Origin of the sequence: Amycolatopsis sp. La24 (assembly GCF_029087445.1) — a bacterium.
GTDB lineage: Bacteria > Actinomycetota > Actinomycetes > Mycobacteriales > Pseudonocardiaceae > Amycolatopsis > Amycolatopsis nivea.
Window position 1 is genome coordinate 452,448 of the sequence record NZ_JARACH010000001.1, and the last position, 16,956, is coordinate 469,403.

General features: G+C 69.8%; 17 protein-coding genes. 10 read left to right on the forward strand and 7 right to left on the reverse strand.

The window, feature by feature from the left end; all coding sequences use genetic code 11:
• Positions 1-235 precede the first annotated feature (235 nt).
• From PUT80_RS02340 to PUT80_RS02350, 3 genes are all read left to right on the forward strand, one after another.
• Positions 236-1,636, forward strand: a complete 1,401-nt coding sequence (locus PUT80_RS02340) for an MFS transporter (protein ID WP_275290924.1) — start codon at positions 236-238, stop codon at positions 1,634-1,636.
• A 22-nt stretch (positions 1,637-1,658) separates the two neighbouring features.
• Positions 1,659-2,420, forward strand: coding sequence for a thymidine kinase (locus tag PUT80_RS02345; RefSeq protein WP_037806185.1), 762 nt, complete (start codon positions 1,659-1,661; stop codon positions 2,418-2,420).
• A 226-nt stretch (positions 2,421-2,646) separates the two neighbouring features.
• Positions 2,647-2,994 (forward strand): RNA polymerase-binding protein RbpA, encoded by a 348-nt coding sequence (locus PUT80_RS02350; protein WP_009078445.1) that lies wholly within the window; start codon positions 2,647-2,649, stop codon positions 2,992-2,994.
• 129 nt (positions 2,995-3,123) lie between these two features.
• On the opposite strand, the gene PUT80_RS02355 is transcribed toward PUT80_RS02350, so the two are convergent.
• Positions 3,124-3,612, reverse strand: coding sequence for a cupin domain-containing protein (locus PUT80_RS02355; RefSeq protein ID WP_275290925.1), 489 nt, complete (start codon positions 3,610-3,612; stop codon positions 3,124-3,126).
• Positions 3,613-3,729: 117 nt separating this feature from the next.
• Between PUT80_RS02355 and PUT80_RS02360 the strand changes: the two genes are divergently transcribed.
• Positions 3,730-4,614 (forward strand): LysR family transcriptional regulator, encoded by an 885-nt coding sequence (locus tag PUT80_RS02360; protein ID WP_275290926.1) that lies wholly within the window; start codon positions 3,730-3,732, stop codon positions 4,612-4,614.
• Here PUT80_RS02360 and PUT80_RS02365 read toward each other — a convergent pair.
• Positions 4,574-5,746 (reverse strand): MFS transporter, encoded by a 1,173-nt coding sequence (locus PUT80_RS02365; protein ID WP_275290927.1) that lies wholly within the window; start codon positions 5,744-5,746, stop codon positions 4,574-4,576. The genes PUT80_RS02360 and PUT80_RS02365 overlap by 41 nt on opposite strands.
• Before the next feature lie 49 nt (positions 5,747-5,795).
• On the opposite strand from PUT80_RS02365, the gene PUT80_RS02370 reads away from it, so the two are divergent.
• From PUT80_RS02370 to PUT80_RS02380, 3 genes are all read left to right on the forward strand, one after another.
• On the forward strand, positions 5,796-6,272 hold the full coding sequence (locus PUT80_RS02370) for a helix-turn-helix domain-containing protein (RefSeq protein WP_275290928.1): 477 nt from the start codon (positions 5,796-5,798) through the stop codon (positions 6,270-6,272).
• 493 nt (positions 6,273-6,765) lie between these two features.
• A complete protein-coding gene (locus tag PUT80_RS02375; protein WP_275290929.1) occupies positions 6,766-7,110 on the forward strand; it encodes a metalloregulator ArsR/SmtB family transcription factor in 345 nt (114 codons plus the stop codon).
• Entirely contained in the window at positions 7,107-8,189 is a 1,083-nt protein-coding gene (locus tag PUT80_RS02380; RefSeq protein WP_275290930.1) for an SRPBCC domain-containing protein, read from the forward strand. The genes PUT80_RS02375 and PUT80_RS02380 overlap by 4 nt, the downstream gene beginning before the upstream one ends.
• A 7-nt stretch (positions 8,190-8,196) precedes the next feature.
• Here PUT80_RS02380 and PUT80_RS02385 read toward each other — a convergent pair whose 3' ends face one another.
• The 3 genes from PUT80_RS02385 to PUT80_RS02395 are packed head-to-tail and all read right to left on the reverse strand — an operon-like array spanning position 8,197 to position 12,228.
• The gene (locus PUT80_RS02385) at positions 8,197-8,964 is read right to left on the reverse strand and encodes a polyprenol monophosphomannose synthase (protein ID WP_037806192.1); all 768 of its coding nucleotides are present in this window, start codon (positions 8,962-8,964) and stop codon (positions 8,197-8,199) included.
• Positions 8,965-8,987: 23 nt separating this feature from the next.
• On the reverse strand, positions 8,988-10,616 hold the full coding sequence (lnt, locus tag PUT80_RS02390) for an apolipoprotein N-acyltransferase (RefSeq protein ID WP_275290931.1): 1,629 nt from the start codon (positions 10,614-10,616) through the stop codon (positions 8,988-8,990).
• A 10-nt stretch (positions 10,617-10,626) separates the two neighbouring features.
• Positions 10,627-12,228 carry an amidohydrolase gene (locus PUT80_RS02395; protein WP_275290932.1) on the reverse strand — a complete coding sequence of 534 codons (1,602 nt, stop codon included), beginning with the start codon at positions 12,226-12,228 and terminating at the stop codon, positions 10,627-10,629.
• Positions 12,229-12,349: 121 nt separating this feature from the next.
• Here PUT80_RS02395 and PUT80_RS02400 point away from each other — a divergent pair, with 121 nt between their 5' ends.
• Entirely contained in the window at positions 12,350-13,741 is a 1,392-nt protein-coding gene (locus PUT80_RS02400; protein ID WP_275290933.1) for a lysine 2,3-aminomutase, read from the forward strand.
• A gap of 286 nt (positions 13,742-14,027) precedes the next feature.
• Here the strand turns inward: PUT80_RS02400 and PUT80_RS02405 are convergent, their stop codons facing one another.
• On the reverse strand, positions 14,028-14,315 hold the full coding sequence (locus PUT80_RS02405; protein ID WP_275290934.1) for a hypothetical protein: 288 nt from the start codon (positions 14,313-14,315) through the stop codon (positions 14,028-14,030).
• Positions 14,316-14,581: 266 nt separating this feature from the next.
• Here PUT80_RS02405 and uppS point away from each other — a divergent pair, with 266 nt between their 5' ends.
• Positions 14,582-15,409, forward strand: a complete 828-nt coding sequence (gene uppS / locus PUT80_RS02410) for a polyprenyl diphosphate synthase (RefSeq protein WP_199817156.1) — start codon at positions 14,582-14,584, stop codon at positions 15,407-15,409.
• Positions 15,410-15,667: 258 nt separating this feature from the next.
• Entirely contained in the window at positions 15,668-15,943 is a 276-nt protein-coding gene (locus tag PUT80_RS02415) for a hypothetical protein (protein WP_275290935.1), read from the forward strand.
• 284 nt (positions 15,944-16,227) lie between these two features.
• Here PUT80_RS02415 and PUT80_RS02420 read toward each other — a convergent pair whose 3' ends face one another.
• Entirely contained in the window at positions 16,228-16,920 is a 693-nt protein-coding gene (locus PUT80_RS02420; RefSeq protein ID WP_275290937.1) for an aspartyl/asparaginyl beta-hydroxylase domain-containing protein, read from the reverse strand.
• Positions 16,921-16,956 lie beyond the last annotated feature (36 nt).

Below are 16,956 nucleotides of genomic sequence, written 5' to 3' on the forward strand. Positions count from 1 at the left end.
CACGTGACCCATCGACCACAAGAGTCACACCACGCTCAGCAGTCTCACATGACACGCCCGGAAATCCCGGCAGCGACACGCCCGGCCCGGCGTGTCGCGCGTTCCGCCGCGCGGCGTGGCGCAAACCGGAAGCGACGAACCGGACACGGTTTGCCCCCTTCGGCGGTACCGGTCGCCCTCGCCGCAGTAATGTCCGGCGCGACCTGGAGATTCGCACCGATTCGAGGAGTCGTGGATGACGCTGGCCGAGACCCGGGACAGCAAGCGGGAACGGTGGGGCTGGTACTTCTACGACTGGGCCAACTCGCCGTTCTATTCGTCGGTCACGACGGTGTTCGGGGCGCTGTACATGAGCACCGTCGCGGCCGCGGACGCGAAGCAGAACATCACCCTTAACGGGGACAGGGCTTGTCTCAACGTGTCCGGGGCGGACGACAAGCTCAACCACTGCGACGTGTCGCTGTTCGGCCTCCACTTCCCCGCCGGTTCGCTGTGGGGCTACCTGCTGTCCGTCGCGACGATCGTGCAGGTCCTGGTGCTGCCGATCGCGGGCGCGGTGGCCGACCGCAGCCGCAACAAGCGCAAGATCCTCGGCGGGTTCGCGGTGCTGGGCGCGGTGGCGTCGGCGCTGATGTTCTTCATGGCCGGTTCGGACTGGCAGCTGGGCGCGGCGCTGTTCATCCTCGCCAACATCGGGTACGGCGGTTCGCTGGTCGTCTACTACTCGTTCCTGGTGGACATCGCGACGCCGGACGAGCGCGACGACGTGTCGGCGAAGGGCTGGGCGTTCGGCTATCTCGGCGGCGGGCTCGCGCTCGCGCTGCAGCTCGCCTTCTACCTCAGCCGCGAATCCCTCGGCATCGACACCGGCCTCGCGGTGCGGATCTGCTTCCTGACCTCGGGGATCTGGTGGGCCCTCTTCACCATCCCGACCCTGCGCCGGCTCCCCCGCGTCCACGTCCCGACCGCGACCGCGCGCGGCGTCTCGGTGCTGCGCGCCGGTTTCCGCGAACTGCGCCAGACGCTCGGCGAGGCGAAGGCGTATCCGCTCACGCTCGCCTTCCTCGGCAGCTACCTGCTCTTCGCGGACGGGATCAACACCGTCGTCACGGTCTCGGCGCAGTACGGGAAGGACGAGCTGCGGTTCTCCGACGAGGTGTTGATCGTCACGGTCCTGGTGATCCAGTTCCTCGCCTACGCGGGCGGCGTCCTGCACGGCCTGCTCGCGCGCCGCCTCGGCGCGAAGCGGACGATCCTGGTCAGTCTCGTGCTGTGGGTCGTGGTGCTGGGCGGGGCGTACTTCGTGCAGCCGAGGCAGCCGTTGCAGTTCTTCGCCGTCGCGATCGGCATCGGGCTCGTGCTCGGCGGGACGAACGCGCTGGCCAGGTCGCTGTTCAGCCAGATGATCCCGGCCGGGAAGGACGCGCAGTACTACTCCCTCTACGTCGTCGGCGAGAAGGGCACGTCGTGGCTCGGGCCGCTGGTGTTCGCCGGCGTCGGGCAGGCGACCGGCTCGTTCCGGCTGGCGATCATCGCGCTCGTGGTGTTCTTCGTGCTCGGCTTCGTGTTCGTCGCGCTGGTGCCGGTGCGGCGCGCGATCGCGGCCGCCGGCAACCGTCCGCCGGAGGTGCTGTGAGGCCCAGATAGGGTCGGTCGTCGTGACCGCTGCAGACGACGTTGTGCTCGACGACCCCACCGACGCGCTTTCCGCGGCCCCGCCCGCCGGGGCCCGGCGCAACGGTCCGGCCCGGGGACGGCTGAAGTTCTGCTACGGCCCGATGGATTGCGGGAAGTCGACGCTCGCGCTGCAGATCGACCACAACCACGCGCGCCAGGGCAGGCGCGGTCTCGTCCTGGTCCGCCACGACCGGTCCGGCGCGCCGCAGATCACCAGCCGGATCGGCATCGCGCGGCGCGCGACCGAGGTCGCGACCGGCACCGACCTGCGGGATCTGGTGCGCGAGCAGTGGGCGAGCGGGCAGCACGTGGACTACGTGATCGTGGACGAGGCGCAGTTCCTCTCCCCCGCGCAGGTCGACCAGCTCGCCGAACTCGCCGACGAGGCGGGCATCGACGTCTACTGCTTCGGCATCGCGACCGATTTCCGCAGCAGGCTGTTCCCCGGGGCCGGCCGGCTGTTCGAGATCGCCGACGAGCTCCAGCCGGTCCAGGTCGAGGTGCTCTGCTGGTGCGGGCTGCCCGGCCGGTTCAACGCGCGGGTCCGCGACGACGTGATTCTCCGTGACGGAGACACCGTTGTGGTGGCAGATACCGAACACTCCGTAGTTGAACCTTCAGCTTCAGCACGGTCTGATGCCGAAACGGTCACGGTCCGTTATCAGGTACTGTGCCGTCGCCACTTCCGCTCGGGGGATCTGGGACCCGCCGCTGCCCAGCACGGTCAGTTACGGTTGTCCTAGAGCTAACCTAACTAGCCCGACTGGGGGATATCCGCACTAAGAAGGCGGTATCCGCGTCACGTCAGAGGGCGAAAAGACTCCCTCTGGAGGAAGCTGAAGACCACGGGTGACGCAGCTCATCGTGAGCAGCGACATGGCGTGCCGGGAATCCCCCGGACGCCTCGTTCGTTGCATAGGGTGAGCATCACCCTGGCTCCACCCGGAGCTGACTGAAAGGAATCCCACTATGGCCGACCGTGTTCTCCGTGGAAGCCGGCTGGGAGCGGTCAGCTACGAGACCGACCGCAATCACGACCTCGCTCCGCGCCGTACCGTGCGCTACTCCTGCCCCAAGAACCACGAGTTCGAGGTGCCGTTCTCCGACGACGCCGAGATCCCGACGGTGTGGGAGTGCCGCCTGCACGGCAGCGAATCCGAGATCGTCGACGGCGGGCAGCCCGAGCAAAAAAAGGTCAAGCCCCCCAGGACCCACTGGGACATGCTGCTGGAGCGCCGCTCCATCCCCGAGCTCGAGGACCTGCTGAACGAACGTCTCGCCGAGCTCAAGGGACGCCGGACCAGCCGGTCCGCTTGAGCCTCGGCCAGTAGCTGGCTCCCACCACCGAACAGGAACGGCCCCCGCGACCTCCCCCCGCGGGGGCCGTTCCGCGTCCGCGGCACCTCTCCGGCGGTGCACGCGTCTCGCCGGTCCGCGCCGCGCGGATCAGGCCGCCGCGTCGGCGCGGGCTTGCCGCCACCGGGGGCTGTCGACGTAGTGGTTGTCGTACTGCTCGGCGGAAGCGGCGATCTCCTTCGGGTCCGCCTCGCCGCGGGCGACACGGTCGAGCAGCCGGTAGTAGCCGAAGCGGTCCATCCCGGGGGTGAAGACCACCAGGACGTCGGCCGCGGAGCCCGCGGCCGGGCCGAAAGCGTGCGGGACGGTCGGCGGAACCGCGAGGAAGTCGCCGGTTTCCAGGGTGTGGAGTTCGTCGCCTGCGAGGACCTGCAGGGCGCCGCCGAGGACGTAGAAGAACTCGGTCGCGCGGGTGTGGAAGTGCGCGGGCGTGCCGAAGACGCCCTCGTCCAGGGTGGCGCGGTTGGCGGTGAACCGGTTGCCGGTGCCGCCGGAGTCGGCCAGCAGGGCGATCAGGCTGCCGGGAGCGTCCGACAGGACTTCGGCCTCGGCGGCGCGGATCAGGGTGGGGTGCGACATCGGTTCCTCCGGGGTGGAGCGGGCTGGACGAGGTCTACTTTTCCGCCGCTGAGCTGGGCGAACAACGGAGAAGTCCGGATCGGTTGATAAGCTCTGGGTTATCGATCGGAGGCGCGGGTGGAACACCGGGACATCGAGGTTTTCCTCGCGCTCGCCGAGGAACTGCACTTCGGCCGGACCGCGGAACGGCTGCGGGTGTCGCAGGCGCGGGTCAGCCAGTCGGTCAAGACGATGGAGCGCCGGATCGGGGCCCGGTTGTTCGACCGCACCAGCAGACGGGTCTCCCTGACCCCGATCGGCCGCACGCTGGAGGCCGACATCCGGCCCGCCTACCGGCAACTGCTGGCCGGGATCGAGCGCGCGGTCGCGGCGGGACGCGGTGTCGAAGGCGTCCTGCGGCTCGCCTTCGAGGCTCCGGCGGTGGCGAACCTGATCTCCGGCGTCACGGCCGCCTTCCGGGCCCGGTATCCGGGCTGCGAGGTCGACATCAGCGAGGCGCCGTTCGAGGACCCGCTCGCCACGCTTCGTTCCGGCGAAGCCGACCTGGCCGTGGTGCTGCTGCCGGTCTCCGAGCCGGCGATCGCGACGGGACCGGTCGTGCACACCGAGCCGATGGTGCTCGCCGTCGCGTCCGGGCATCCGTTCGCGCGCCGGGAGTTCGTCACGCTCGAGGACCTCGGCCGCGACACGGTCCTGCGCGCCGCGCACCCGCCGCCCGCCTACTGGCGGGAGCCGCCCGAGCCGTGGACGACGCCCGCGGGCGTTCCGATCGCCCGCGGGCGCGCCTACCGCACGTTTCAGGAACTTCTGCTGGTCATCGGCGCGGGCGAAGGGATCTGCCCGCTCGCCGCGCACGCCGCGGAGTACTTCGCCCGGCCGGGCATCGCGTTCGTGCCCTTCCGCGACACCCCGCCTGCCCGGTGGGGGCTGATGTGGCGCAGCGCCGGGGAGACCGCGCTGGTCAAGGCGTTCGCGTCGACAGCCGCCGAGCATCGGCCCTGAACCAGGCCCACACCGCGAACGCGCACCCGGCGAACGCCGCGCCCAGCATGGCGGAGCCGGTCCAGCCCGCCGCGGCGAACGCGGTAGTCGTCGCCGTCGCGCCCAGTGCGGAGCCGAGCGAGTAGAAGATCATGTACCCGCCGATGACGCTGCTGGTGCGGTCCGGATGCGCCGCGGTGAGCAGGTGCTGATTGCTGACATGCACCGCCTGCACAGCGAAATCGAGCACCAGCACGCCCAGCCCCAGCAACCACAGCGACGGCTGCCCGACCGCGAGCCAGGACACCGCCAGCAGTACCAGCGCTCCGCCGGTGACCAGGCTCGCGCGTCCCCGGTCGGCCCAGCGTCCGGCACGGGCGGCGCCGAGCGCGCCTGCGAGGCCGACCAGCCCGAACAGGCCGATCTGCGCGGTGCTCAGGTTCCACGGGTCCGCGGCGAGCGGCAGCGACAGACCGCTCCACAGCGCGCCGAACGACGCGAACAGGAAGAACGCGATCAACCCCCGCGAGAGGAACAGCGGTTCCCGGAACAGCCCGCCAAGCGAGCTCAGCACCTGCCGGTACGTCGTGCCGTCGCGGCGCGGATCCGGCGGCATCGTCCTCAGCACGAGACCGGCGAGCGTCACCAGCAGCACCGCGAATGCGACATAGACGCTGCGCCACCCCCACAGTTCGGCCAGCGCTCCGGCGGCGACGCGGGCACCGAGAATGCCGATGACGACCCCGGACGTCACGACGCCGAGGGTGCGGCCGCGTTCGTCCGGAGTGGACAGTGCGGCGGCGTAGGCGACCGTCGTCTGCACGACCACCGCGAACAGTCCCGCGAGCACCAAGCCGGCCAGCAGCAGCCAGGTTTGGCTTGCTACTGCGGCCACTCCGGCTCCGACGGCGGTCAGGAGCAGGTGGGCGGCGATGAGTGTGCGCCGGTCGACGAGGTCGCCCAGCGGGACGAGCGCGGCGAGACCGGCGAGGTAGCCGAGCTGTCCGGCGGCGACGATCCAGCCCAGGCCGGCGTCCGGCACGCCCAGGTCCGCGCCGATCTCGGCCAGCACCGGCTGAGCGGCGTAAATGCTCGCGACGGCGACCGCGCACACCGCGGCGAACACCGTCCGGCGGCCCGTGGTCAGGCCCATGAGTCCCCCAATCAGTAGCGAATTGCAACTAATCGCACCGTACGGCAGAATGGTTTCAAAGAGCAACTCATCAAGGAGGCGCGCGAGCGTGGACGGCACCACGGCCTGGACCGACCCGTCGTGTCCGGTGGCCCGCACCCTCGACCTCGTCGGCGATCGGTGGAGCCTGCTGATCGTCCGCGACGCGATGGACGGCGCGCGGGCGTTCACCGACTTCCAGCAGCGCACCGGCATCGCCCGCAACATCCTCACCGACCGGCTGCGCCGCCTGGTCGAACGCGGCGTCCTCGACCGGCAGACCGCGGAATCCGGCAAACGGCAGGTCTACTCGCTCACGCCGGCCGGACGCGACCTGTTCACCGTCGTCGTCGCGCTCCGGCAGTGGGGCGAGCGGCACGCCTTCTCCCCCGGCGAAGACCACTCCGTGCTGGTCGACAACGCCGGGCAGCCGATCCCGCTGCTCGCGCCGGTCGCCGCGAACGGCGAGGCGGTCGACGCCGAGACGACCTCGGTGCGCAAGAGCTGAATCCCCTGTCAGGAACTTCAGGCTGCGTTGCGTCGGCGGGTCTGCCCAGTTCGGAGGTGCTCAGCGGGTGCTGGCGGGCGTCTGGCGGTACGTGAGGGCCTCCCTGAGGGAATCTGATTCCCTCAGGGAGGCCCTCACGTACCTTGAGAAACCGATATGTAGCCGGAAAGCGGGCGTTTCGACGGCTGTTGTGTCTCTTGTGGACGGTCGGCCAGCCGAATCGACGCGGCTGACGTTGCCCGGCATGGGGACTTGGCGTCCGGTCAAGGACTTTCGGGAGCGTCCTGCTGCCGCTCCCGGCGACCGCCGACCCCGACCAACCCGTCGATGCGGGCACCGCGCCTCGGCTGCCCCCGGCAATGTCGCCTTAAGCCCCTTGGCATCGGAACCAGATTCCCACAGAGGTCCCGCACGGACCGCCAGACCCCTTGACCCGGTGCCGCAACGGACTTATTGTCAACGTACTGCTTGATAAAGAGATCGGTTGATAAAGATGTCCGTTGACAACGTCGAGGAACGGCTGGACCGGGCCTTCACCGCGCTGGGCGACCCGATCCGGCGCGCGCTGATCGCCCGGCTGTCGCGCGGCGAAGCGACGGTGAACGAACTCGCCGAGCCGTTCCCGGTGACGAAGCAAGCCGTGTCGCGGCACGTCCAGGTGCTGGAGGCGGCCGGGCTCATCACGCGCAGCCGCGACGGCCAGCGCCGCCCGTGCCACCTCAACGCCACCGCTCTCGAAGAGCTGACCAGCTGGATCGACACCTACCGGCTCACCCGCGAACGCGAGTTCCGCCGCCTCGACAGCCTTCTCGAAGAAACCAAGGAGCAGGACCGATGAACCCCACCACCATCACCGCCCAGCCCGGCAGCCCGTTCGTCGAGGTCGTCCGCGAGTTCGACGCGACGCCCGCGCGGCTCTTCCGCGCCTACACCGACCCGGACCTGATCACGCGCTGGCTCGGTCCGCGCGACGTCGAGATGCGGCTCCTCGAGTTCGACCCGCATTCCGGCGGGGCGTACCGCTACGCGCATGTCGACACCGACGGCAGCGAGCACCTCTTCCGCGGCGTCTTCCATTCCGTGGAGAGAGCCGAGCGGATTGTCCAGACCTTCGAGTACGAGGGCGCGCCCGGCCAGGTCAGCCTGGAGACCCTGATCTTCGAGGAACTCGACGGGCGGACGCGGCTGCGGGCCCGGTCGGTGTTCCCGAGCGTCGAGGCCCGCGACGCGATGGTCGCGAGCGGGATGGAACACGGGATCCGCGATTCGATGGACCGGCTCGGCGAACTCGCGCGCGACGCGGAGCAGCCGGGCACGAGCCGGGTGGTCGTGGACATCTCGATGTCGCTGGACGGCTACGTCACCGGGCCAGGAGCCGATCCCGAACACGGTCTCGGCGCCGGCGGCGAACCGCTGCACGCCTGGGTGTCCGAGCCGACGCCGCGCGATTCGGAAATCCTGCACCGGTCGTTCACCGAAACCGGCGCCGTGGTGATGGGCCGCAGCACCTTCGACGTCGTCGACGGGCCGCAGGGCTGGAACGACGAGATCGGCTACGGCTACGACGAAGACCAGACCGTCGCCCCGCCGGTCTTCGTCGTCACCCACGCACGGCCCCGCGAGGTGCGCCTCGGCGAGCGGTTCCGGTTCGTCACCGACGGCGTCGAGCAGGCGGTCGAGCAGGCGCGCGCGGCCTCGGGCGACAAGGACGTCGTCGTGATGGGCGGCGGGTCGATCGCGTCGCAGGTCCTGTACGCCGGACTGGCGGACGTGCTGCGGATCCACCTCGCGCCGATCGTCCTCGGCGGCGGAACCCCGTTGTTCCCCCAGGGAAATCCCGGGCCGGTGCGGCTGGAGCCGCTCGGTGCGGTGTCGACGCCGGGCGCCGAACACCTCACCTACCGCGTCCTGAAGTAGCCGCCGCTCAGCCCCGGCCCAGCAGCTTCTTCAGCTGGGCCAGGCGGCGCTGCACGCCCCACTCCGCGACCCGGAAGAACGCCTCGGACATGATGCCGCCGCTCATCTTCGACACGCCGATCTCCCGGTCGGTGAAGGTGATCGGCACCTCGACGATGTCGAACCCGGCGTCCGCGGTGCGGCGCGTGAGGTCGATCTGGAAGCAGTAGCCGTGCGAGGCGACCTCGTTCAGCGCCAGCTTCTCCAGCACCGGGCGCCGGTACGCGCGGAACCCGGCGGTCATGTCCGCGACCTTGATCCCCAGCGCGATCCGCGAGTACAGGTTCGCCCCGCGCGAGAGCAGCGTCCGGCGCAGCGGCCAGTTCACCGTGCTGCCGCCGGGCACGTACCGCGACCCGATCGACAGGTCCGCGTCGCCGACCGCGTCCAGCAGCCGCGGCAGGTCCTCCGGCGCGTGCGAACCGTCGGCGTCCATCTCCACGAACGTCGCGTAGCCGCGCTCCATCCCCCAATGGAACCCGGCGATGTAGGCCTTGCCGAGGCCTTCCTTCGCGGTGCGGTGCAGCACGTGCACCCGCTTGTCCGCGGCCGCGCGCTCGTCGGCCAGCTCGCCGGTGCCGTCCGGGCTGCCGTCGTCGACGACGAGCACGTCGACGTCCGGGAGTGCCTTGTGGAGCCGGTCCAGCACCGGGCCGAGGTTGTCCCGCTCGTTGTAGGTCGGGATCACCACCAGCACCGGTTCGATCGTTTCGGCCCCCCGCGGCGCCTGCGCCATCCGTCTCCTCCGCATCCGGCGAGTCAGCCCGCCGCTTCCCCTGCTGTGGTCCCCGTCTTCGCGGCCGTCGCTGCCTCGCCGCGCCGGGTGCGAAAACGGAGCACGAACCCGCCGGCGACACCCGCGATCGCCAACGCCAGCAGTCCGTACTCCGTCCACGCACCGATTCGATCCGACAGCGTAGTCTGCGTGCGCAGCGGCACGCGCCCGACCAGGGCATCCGCCGTGAAAAGCCCGGTCGAGCTGGTGATCGTCCCGTCCGGGGCGACCAGCGCGCTCACCCCGGACACCGCCGACACCACCACCGCGCGCCCGTGCTCCACCGCGCGCAGCCGCGCCATCGCCAGCTGCTGGTAGCTCATCTCCCCCGGCCCGTACCACGCGTTGTTGGTCGGCACGACGAGCAGTTCGCCGCCCGCGTTGGTCGCGTCGCGAGCGGGACCGTCGAAGGCCGATTCGTAGCAGATGAACACGCCGATCTTGGTGCCCGCGACCGACAGGGCGGCGTTGGAGCCGTCGCCGGGACGCATGTCGCGGGTGTCGTCGATGAACGGCGTCACCAGCCGCGCGACGGCGCGCGCGGGCACGTACTCGCCGAAGGGCACCAGATCCTGTTTGACGTACCGCTGGCCCGGCCCGGTGTTCGGGTCCCAGACGACCGCGGAGTTCTCCGCCGCCCCGTCCGGGGTGCGCACGAGCGCGCCGATGATCGCCGGGGCCCCGAAGGCCGCCACCACCTGGTCGACGCCCGGGTCGTCGCCGTCGAGCGGGGTCGAGGTTTCCGGCCACAGCAGCAGATCCGGCTTCGGCGCCTGTCCTGATTGGACTTTCTGCAGCAGCCGCGCGCTCTCGGCGAGGGCGTTGGCGCGCAGCACCTCGCGCTGGCCCTGCAGAGCCAGGCCGATGTCCGGCGCGTTGCCCTGCACGGAGCCGACGGTGAGCGAACCGTCCTGCGCCTCGGTGCCGATCGTCGGCCACACCGCGAGCCCGGCCGCGGCGGGAAGCACGGTGAACACGGCGGGCCAGACCAGCGCGCGGTCCCAGGCTTTGCGCGTGCGCCAGAGCCTGCTGAGCACGGCGGCGAGGCCGAAACCGGTGAGCACGACGGCGAAACCGACCAGCGGCGCGCCGCCGACCGACGCGAGCGACAGGAACGCGCCCTCGGGCTGGCTGAACGCGACCCGGCCCCACGGGAATCCGCCGAACGGGAACCACGTGCGCGGCGTCTCCAGCGCGACGAACACCAGCGCGCCCCAGAGCGGCGCCAGCGGCAGCCGCGCCACGACCCGGATCAGCCATCCGGCGAGTCCGAAGTAGAGCGACAGCGCGAACGACAGCGCCAGCCACGGCAGCGGCCCGAAGTCGCGGCCGAGGAAGTCCTGCAGCCACACCAGCAGCGGCACGAAGAACGCCATGCCGAACACGAAGCCGAAGCCGAACGCGCCGCGGAACGACCGTCCGCGAAGGAGCAGCGCGAACGCGGCGAACGCGATCGGGGCCAGCCACCACAGCGGGCGCGGCGCGAAGCTGAGGTAGTAGCCGTAGCCGGTCGCCGCCGTCGCCGCGACGCGCGCCAGCCAGGGCTTCCACGCCCGCTTTCGCTTGGTCTTGTGCGGAACGCCCGAATCGGCGTCCGCCACGCTCACTGCCACACCCGGAACTCTAAGCGGCCGGTGTGAACTCGTCGTAGATGACCGTGCCGCCGCGGACCGTGCGCAGGCAGCGCGGCAGCGCAGTGCCCGGCTCCAGCCTCGGCAGCGGCGGCACGCCCGAACGCGGATCGGTGGACCAGCGCTGCACTCGGCTGTCGGCGGTGGCGACGACGAGGTCGGCCGCGTCCCAGATCGCGTAGTGCGCGGGCGCGCCCGGGACGAGGCTGCCGGTCACGCCGTCGTTGACGCCCGCCGCGCGGTGTCCGGCGCGCGTGTGGGCGGTGAACGCGGCGCGGGCGGACAGGCGCGCTTCGGGCGTGTGATGGTGCACGGCCGCGCGTACGGAAGCCCACGGGTCGACCGCGCACACCGGGGCGTCGCTGCCGAAGGCGAGCACGACTCCCTCAGCGGCCAGCTGCGCGAACGGGTTCAGCGCCGCGGCCCGGTCGCCGAGCCGTTCGGAGTACATGCCGGAAGTGCCGCCCCAGGCTTCGTCGAAGAGCGGCTGCACGGACGCGACGACGCCCCAGCCGGCGAGTGCGCGCGCCTGCTCAGCGGTGACCATCTCCAGGTGCTCGACCCGGTGGTGCCGCGCGGCGAGGGGACGCTGGCCGACCTGCTTCTCGGCGAGCCGGAATCCCTCGACCACCTCGCCGACGGCGGCGTCGCCGATGACGTGGAAGCCCGCCTGCAGCCCGGCTTCGGTGCAGGCCACGAGATGGTCGGCGATGACCCCGGCGTCGGCGTAGAGGGAGCCGGAGGTGCCGGGCTCGTCGGAGTACGGCGAGGTGAGGGCCGCGGTGCGGGAGCCGAGCGCGCCGTCCACGAAAAGGTCTCCGGCGACGCCGTGCGCGCCGAGGCGGCGGGCGGTGTCGAGGCCGTTCAGCTGGCCCCAGTAGCCGACGACCTCGGGCAGCGTCGGGCCGGCCAGCGCGAGGAGGTCGGCGAAGTCTTCCTCGCCGGAGATGTCCGGACCCGCGCATTCGTGCACCGAAACGATCCCGCGCGCGGCAGCCGTCGTCAGGAACGCGCGCTGGGCTGCCTGCCGCTGCGCTCGGGTGATCGCGTCTCGGGCGGCTCCGCGGACGAGGTGGTGGGCGTCGCGGGTGAGCGGGCCGTCGGCGGACCATCCCGCCTTGGACTCGACGCCCGGCGCGAGTTTCGCGAGCGCGGTCGAGACCAGCGCGGAGTGAACGTCGACCCGGCTCAGGTAGACGGGCGTGTCCCCGGCGGCGTCGTCCAGCTCGGCGCGGCTCGGCAGCCGCTGCTCGGTCCAGGACGACTCGTCCCAGCCGTGCGCGAGCAGGACCTGCCCGGGAACGACGGCGTCGCGCACTGCGGCGAGGAGTTCGGCGGAGCTGCGGACGGCGGTCAGGTCGAGACCGGTCAGGTGCAGGCCGGTGGAGGTGGCGTGCACGTGCGCGTCCACGAACGCCGGCGCGACGAACGCCCCGCCCAGGTCGACGACCTCGGCGTCCGGGTGCAGCGCGCGGGCCGGCGCGTCCTGGCCGACCCACACCACGGTGCCGCCGGAAACCGCCATCGCGGTCGCGTCGGGCGAGGACGGGGTGTAGACGCGGCCGCCGAGCAGGAGCGTGGTGCTGTCGTTCACTCCCCGAGTCTCCCGCCTGGTCCCCCGAGCAGGGCAGACCGGGTCATCGTGCAGAAAGATTTACGGTCGACTAACGTTATGGCAGGATATTTTCACGCGTTCCCGACGACTAGGAGTACAGATGACTGCGATCCAGGAACCTGTGCCGACTGCCGCCGCCTTCGACCAGCCGTACGAGTACGTCCGCGCCGAGTTGGCCGAACCCGACTGGCGCCGCTTCCCCGGCTGGCACGACGTGACCGAAGCAGAGTGGCGGGACGCCCAGTGGCAGCGCGTGCACTGCGTGCGCAACGTCAAGCAGCTGCGGGCCCTCATGGGCGATCTGCTGGAGGACCGGTTCTACGAGGACCTGGTCGCCGACCAGCGCGAGATGGCCACGATGTCGATGCTGCTGCCGCCGCAGATGATCAACACGATGGCCCCGCACGCGGGCACCGACCCGGCGAAGGTCACCGAGGCGTTCTACGCCGACCCGATCCGCCGCTACATGCTTCCCGTGCGCAGCGACCGGCACCCGGCGTGGCCCAGCCACCCGCACGCCGAACGCGACTCCCTGCACGAGGCCGAGATGTGGGTGGTCGAGGGGCTCACCCACCGCTACCCGACGAAGGTGCTGGCCGAGATGATCTCGACCTGCCCGCAGTACTGCGGCCACTGCACCCGGATGGACCTCGTCGGCAACTCGACCGAGCAGGTGGAGAAGCACAAGCTCGCGCTCAAGCCGGTGGACCGCCAGGACGCCATGATCGACTACCTGAAGCGCACCCCGGGGGTCCGGGACGTGGTGGTGTCGGGCGGCGACGTGGCGAACGTGCCGTGGCCGCAACTGGAGTCGTTCCTGATGCGCCTGATGGACATCGAGACGGTGCGCGACATCCGCCTGGCGACGAAGGCCCTCGCGGCGCTCCCGCAGCACTGGCTGCAGCCCAAGGTGACGGAGGGCCTGCAGCGGGTCGCGCTGACGGCGCAGGCGCGCGGGGTGAACCTGGCTATCCACACGCACGTGAACCACGCGCAGTCGGTGACGCCGCTGGTGGCGGAGGCCGCGCGGACGGCGTTGCAGGTCGGGGTGCGGGATGTGCGGAACCAGGGCGTGTTGATGCGCGGGGTCAATGCGACTCCGGCTGCGCTTTTGGATCTTTGCTTTGCGTTGCAGGGTGAGGCCAATATTCTGCCTTACTATTTTTATATGTGCGACATGATTCCGAATGCTGAACACTGGCGGGTTGCCGTTTGGGAAGCCCAGGAATTGCAGCATTCGATCATGGGGTATCTGCCGGGGTATGCCACGCCGCGGATTGTGTGCGATGTTCCCTATGTTGGGAAGCGGTGGGTGCACCAGCTGGCGGAGTACGACCGGGATCTGGGGATTTCGTACTGGACGAAGAACTACCGGACCGGGATCGAGCACGAGGACCCGGAGGCGTTGCAGCGGAGGTACCCGTACTACGACCCGATCCAGACGCTGCCGGAGGCTGGGCAGAAGTGGTGGGCTGACGAGAAGGGTCGCTGATCCTGGGCGCGCTTGCCGTCGCGGGACCCGCGCCCTGCCATAGGCGGACGGCACCGGGGATGAAGACCTCAAAGGGTGCCTGGCCGGCGGTATATCCGCTGGCCAGGCACCTGCCAAAGTGCTGCGACGTCGCCGTCCGCGCGTTCCTCACCCGCTGGCCCTCCGTAGACCTCACCGAGGACTGAACTACCGCCAGCCAAGACACCGCTGCTGCCGGGCACCAGTGGGAGTGCCGCGATGTGACCGACCGGGTTGGGGCCGGACAGCTGGTCGGCTAGCGCTGCCGCTACGGGGAATCCGCCTCGAGTACCAATACCGCCATGTCCAGAAGCCTTTGGCAGTACACGCGACTGTCGGCGGCCGATTCGGGGATGGCCCGAATGAGGTCCTGTTCGCATTCGGCGAGGATGTTCCATCTCCGGTCGTCCAGGTGACCTTGTTGCACTAACCATGTGGACACACAACCGGCTAGGTCCGCGTCGAGCATCGCCAGATCGAAGCCTGCCGGGAATGGCGTCTTTATGTGGGCCTCGAAAAGCGTCGTGACTACTGCCAGCCGCTCCGCGAGGTCCAACGGCTTCCTCCTCCTAGCCCGGCGACGCATGCCTTCCAGCCGAGAACCTACGCGCTCGCGGTCGTTGCGTGCCAGGCAGTAACGCGGGCTCCCGGACGCTGACAGCGACATTTCCCCGAAGCCTCTGGATGTCGTTCGAACATTTCCTGAGAATTTTGTGGAGAACGGGCCCGCCAGACAGTCGAAAACCGACCTACGCCGACAATTCTGGCAGCGTTTCCGCTGCGGGGAACCGTGTCCGCGGAAGGGAAACGGGGTTGGCTACTATGGGCGCGAACCCGCGCGAAACAACGGCGAACGGAGTGCGCATCGTGCTGCCTGGTCCGGTCCAGCGAATCATCTACGGGATTTACACGCACCGGCTGCGGAAACAGCTCGTGGGCGCCGAATTGCCGGGGCACATCGGGATCATCATGGACGGCAACCGGCGCTGGGCTCGGCAGATGGGCATGGCCGACCTCAGCATGGGGCACAAGCGCGGGGCCGAACACGTCGAGACCGTGCTGTCCTGGTGCGAGCGCGCGGGCGTCAAGCACGTGACGATCTACCTCTGCTCGACCGAGAACCTCGCGCGCCGCGACGACGCCGAGGTGTCGTACCTGATGCACCTGATCGAGCAGGTCATCACCGACAAGCTCGCCCAGCCCGACGCGGGGTGGCAGGTGCACGTCGCGGGTCTTCTCGACGCCCTGCCGGACACCACCGCGCATGCGCTGAAGAACGCTGTCGAGGTCACCCGCGACTGCGACACCGGCCACCACATCACGCTGGCCATCGGCTACGGCGGCCGCCAGGAGGTCGTCGACGCGCTGCGTGCCCTGCTGACCGAACACGCCGCTGCCGGGACCCTGAACGAACTCGCCGACACCATCACCATGGAAGACGTGTCCCGGCATCTCTACACCGCCGGGCAACCCGACCCCGACCTGGTCATCCGCACCAGCGGGGAACAACGGCTGTCCAACTTCCTGGTCTGGCAGAGCGCCTACTCCGAGCTGTACTTCTGCGACACCTTCTGGCCCGCCTTCCGCGAGGTCGACTTCCTCCGGGCCCTCCGCAGTTACGCGCGGCGGAACCGTCGTTACGGCCGCTGACCGTCGAGTGCGGAAGTTCCGCACTCGACGGTCAGCCGGAGGGGCAAGGTGACCGCCGGGGCGACCTCGGCGGTCACCTTCACTGGACGGCGAGCGCCTCGACCACCGAGGTCTTCGCGGCCTGCCGCAGCGGCAGGAGGGCGGCCACGACCCCCGCGACCGCCGCACCGGCCAAGATCAGCGCGATCCGGTGGGGTCGGCCGGTCGAAAAGGTCGCCCAGCGACACCGCCGCGCCAAGCCGGTCCCGGATCCGCGCGATGAGCATCGTGCCGGTGAGGGCAATGGCCGCCGAGGGCGAAGAAGTCGTCGTCGGCGGGCACCTCGGCAAGCCCCGGCACGTCGACGAAGAGTTCGCACAGCGCGGTTTCCCGCTGCGCGGAGTACCCGGTCGATCGTGTCGCAGGTTTGGGCGCGGGCAGTGCGACCGCGGGTTGCTGCACCGCATCGTGCTGTCGAGAGCACAGTTTTCGCTCGGCTCCGACGGTATTGTCCAGGTTCGGTTTTTGCCTCTCACCGCATGGGACGGGAACTGATCGCACACCTCGTCGGAGACTGAGTTCGCACCGCTCGGAGCCAGCCGCGACTGGTCGCCGTGCACAGCGCCGCGGTCCTGATCAGCGACATGCCTTGCGAGTTCGCCCACGATCGCTCACTGGCCTTCGACGTCGGCCAAGCGGGAACCTTCGACCACGACGATTTCCCCGGCCTTGTCCGGTTCCCGGGCCGCGGCTGCGCGGATACCTGGCGCATTCCGCGGTGCCCGACACGAAGCAGGTCGTCGAAGCTGCTCCAGGCGTGGCTTGCGACCGGCCGCGGACTAGATGTCTCCGTTGGTGCCGTTGATGAATTGACCCGACCACTTGCGTTTGAGCCGGAGGCTCGCCAGGTTCACCCGGTCCCGGAGAATTCCCATCGGGCGGCGGATGTCGATGATCACCACGATCCGGTCCTCTTCGCTCTCGTTGCTGACCTCGTGCTCGAAGGTGTCGTCGATGAGCACGCTTTCGCCCTCCCGCCAGGTGTAGTGCTCGGTGTCGACCCGCAGCCGCGGCGGATTCTCCCGCGGCACTTTGATCCCGAGGTGATACCGGAGAATTCCCGCGTAGGGACCGTTGTGCACGTTGAGCTTCACCCCGGGTTCGAGGACCGAGATCATCGCGTTCACCACCGTGGGCGTCCGCTCGGCGAAAGACAGGATGGTCGGGCAGTCTTCCCGTGCTTTGGGGTTCGCGACGCCGAGCATGTAGGCGTAGTAGAGCCGCCAGTTGTCGGACACCTCCGCCGCGCGGACGGGGTCGATGTCTCGGTACTGGGGCAGGTCGCGCCTGCCGACCAGGGCCAGCACTTCGCTTCTGACCTGGTCGAACTGCGCTTCGAGCTGTCGTGCCTCAGGAAAGAGCTTGTACGGGGACATGATCCGGAAACGTTTCTCGCCACCGCTGGTGCGCAGGAAGTAGCTGTTGATCGCGTTCCGGACGCCCGGCTGGTCGACGCTGAGCGAGCCTTTCATCTGATGCTCCTTGTGCGGAAGAGGATGGTTTTCGGT

Coding starts and splice junctions, on each gene's coding strand:
- PUT80_RS02340 (WP_275290924.1), top strand. CDS start 236: ATGACGCTGGCCGAGACCCGGGACAGCAAGCGGGAACGGTGGGGCTGG.
- PUT80_RS02350 (WP_009078445.1), top strand. CDS start 2,647: ATGGCCGACCGTGTTCTCCGTGGAAGCCGGCTGGGAGCGGTCAGCTAC.
- PUT80_RS02355 (WP_275290925.1), bottom strand. CDS start 3,612: ATGTCGCACCCCACCCTGATCCGCGCCGCCGAGGCCGAAGTCCTGTCG.
- PUT80_RS02365 (WP_275290927.1), bottom strand. CDS start 5,746: ATGGGCCTGACCACGGGCCGCCGGACGGTGTTCGCCGCGGTGTGCGCG.
- PUT80_RS02370 (WP_275290928.1), top strand. CDS start 5,796: ATGGTTTCAAAGAGCAACTCATCAAGGAGGCGCGCGAGCGTGGACGGC.
- PUT80_RS02375 (WP_275290929.1), top strand. CDS start 6,766: ATGTCCGTTGACAACGTCGAGGAACGGCTGGACCGGGCCTTCACCGCG.
- PUT80_RS02380 (WP_275290930.1), top strand. CDS start 7,107: ATGAACCCCACCACCATCACCGCCCAGCCCGGCAGCCCGTTCGTCGAG.
- PUT80_RS02385 (WP_037806192.1), bottom strand. CDS start 8,964: ATGGCGCAGGCGCCGCGGGGGGCCGAAACGATCGAACCGGTGCTGGTG.
- PUT80_RS02400 (WP_275290933.1), top strand. CDS start 12,350: ATGACTGCGATCCAGGAACCTGTGCCGACTGCCGCCGCCTTCGACCAG.
- uppS (WP_199817156.1), top strand. CDS start 14,582: ATGGGCGCGAACCCGCGCGAAACAACGGCGAACGGAGTGCGCATCGTG.
- PUT80_RS02415 (WP_275290935.1), top strand. CDS start 15,668: ATGAGCATCGTGCCGGTGAGGGCAATGGCCGCCGAGGGCGAAGAAGTC.
- PUT80_RS02420 (WP_275290937.1), bottom strand. CDS start 16,920: ATGAAAGGCTCGCTCAGCGTCGACCAGCCGGGCGTCCGGAACGCGATC.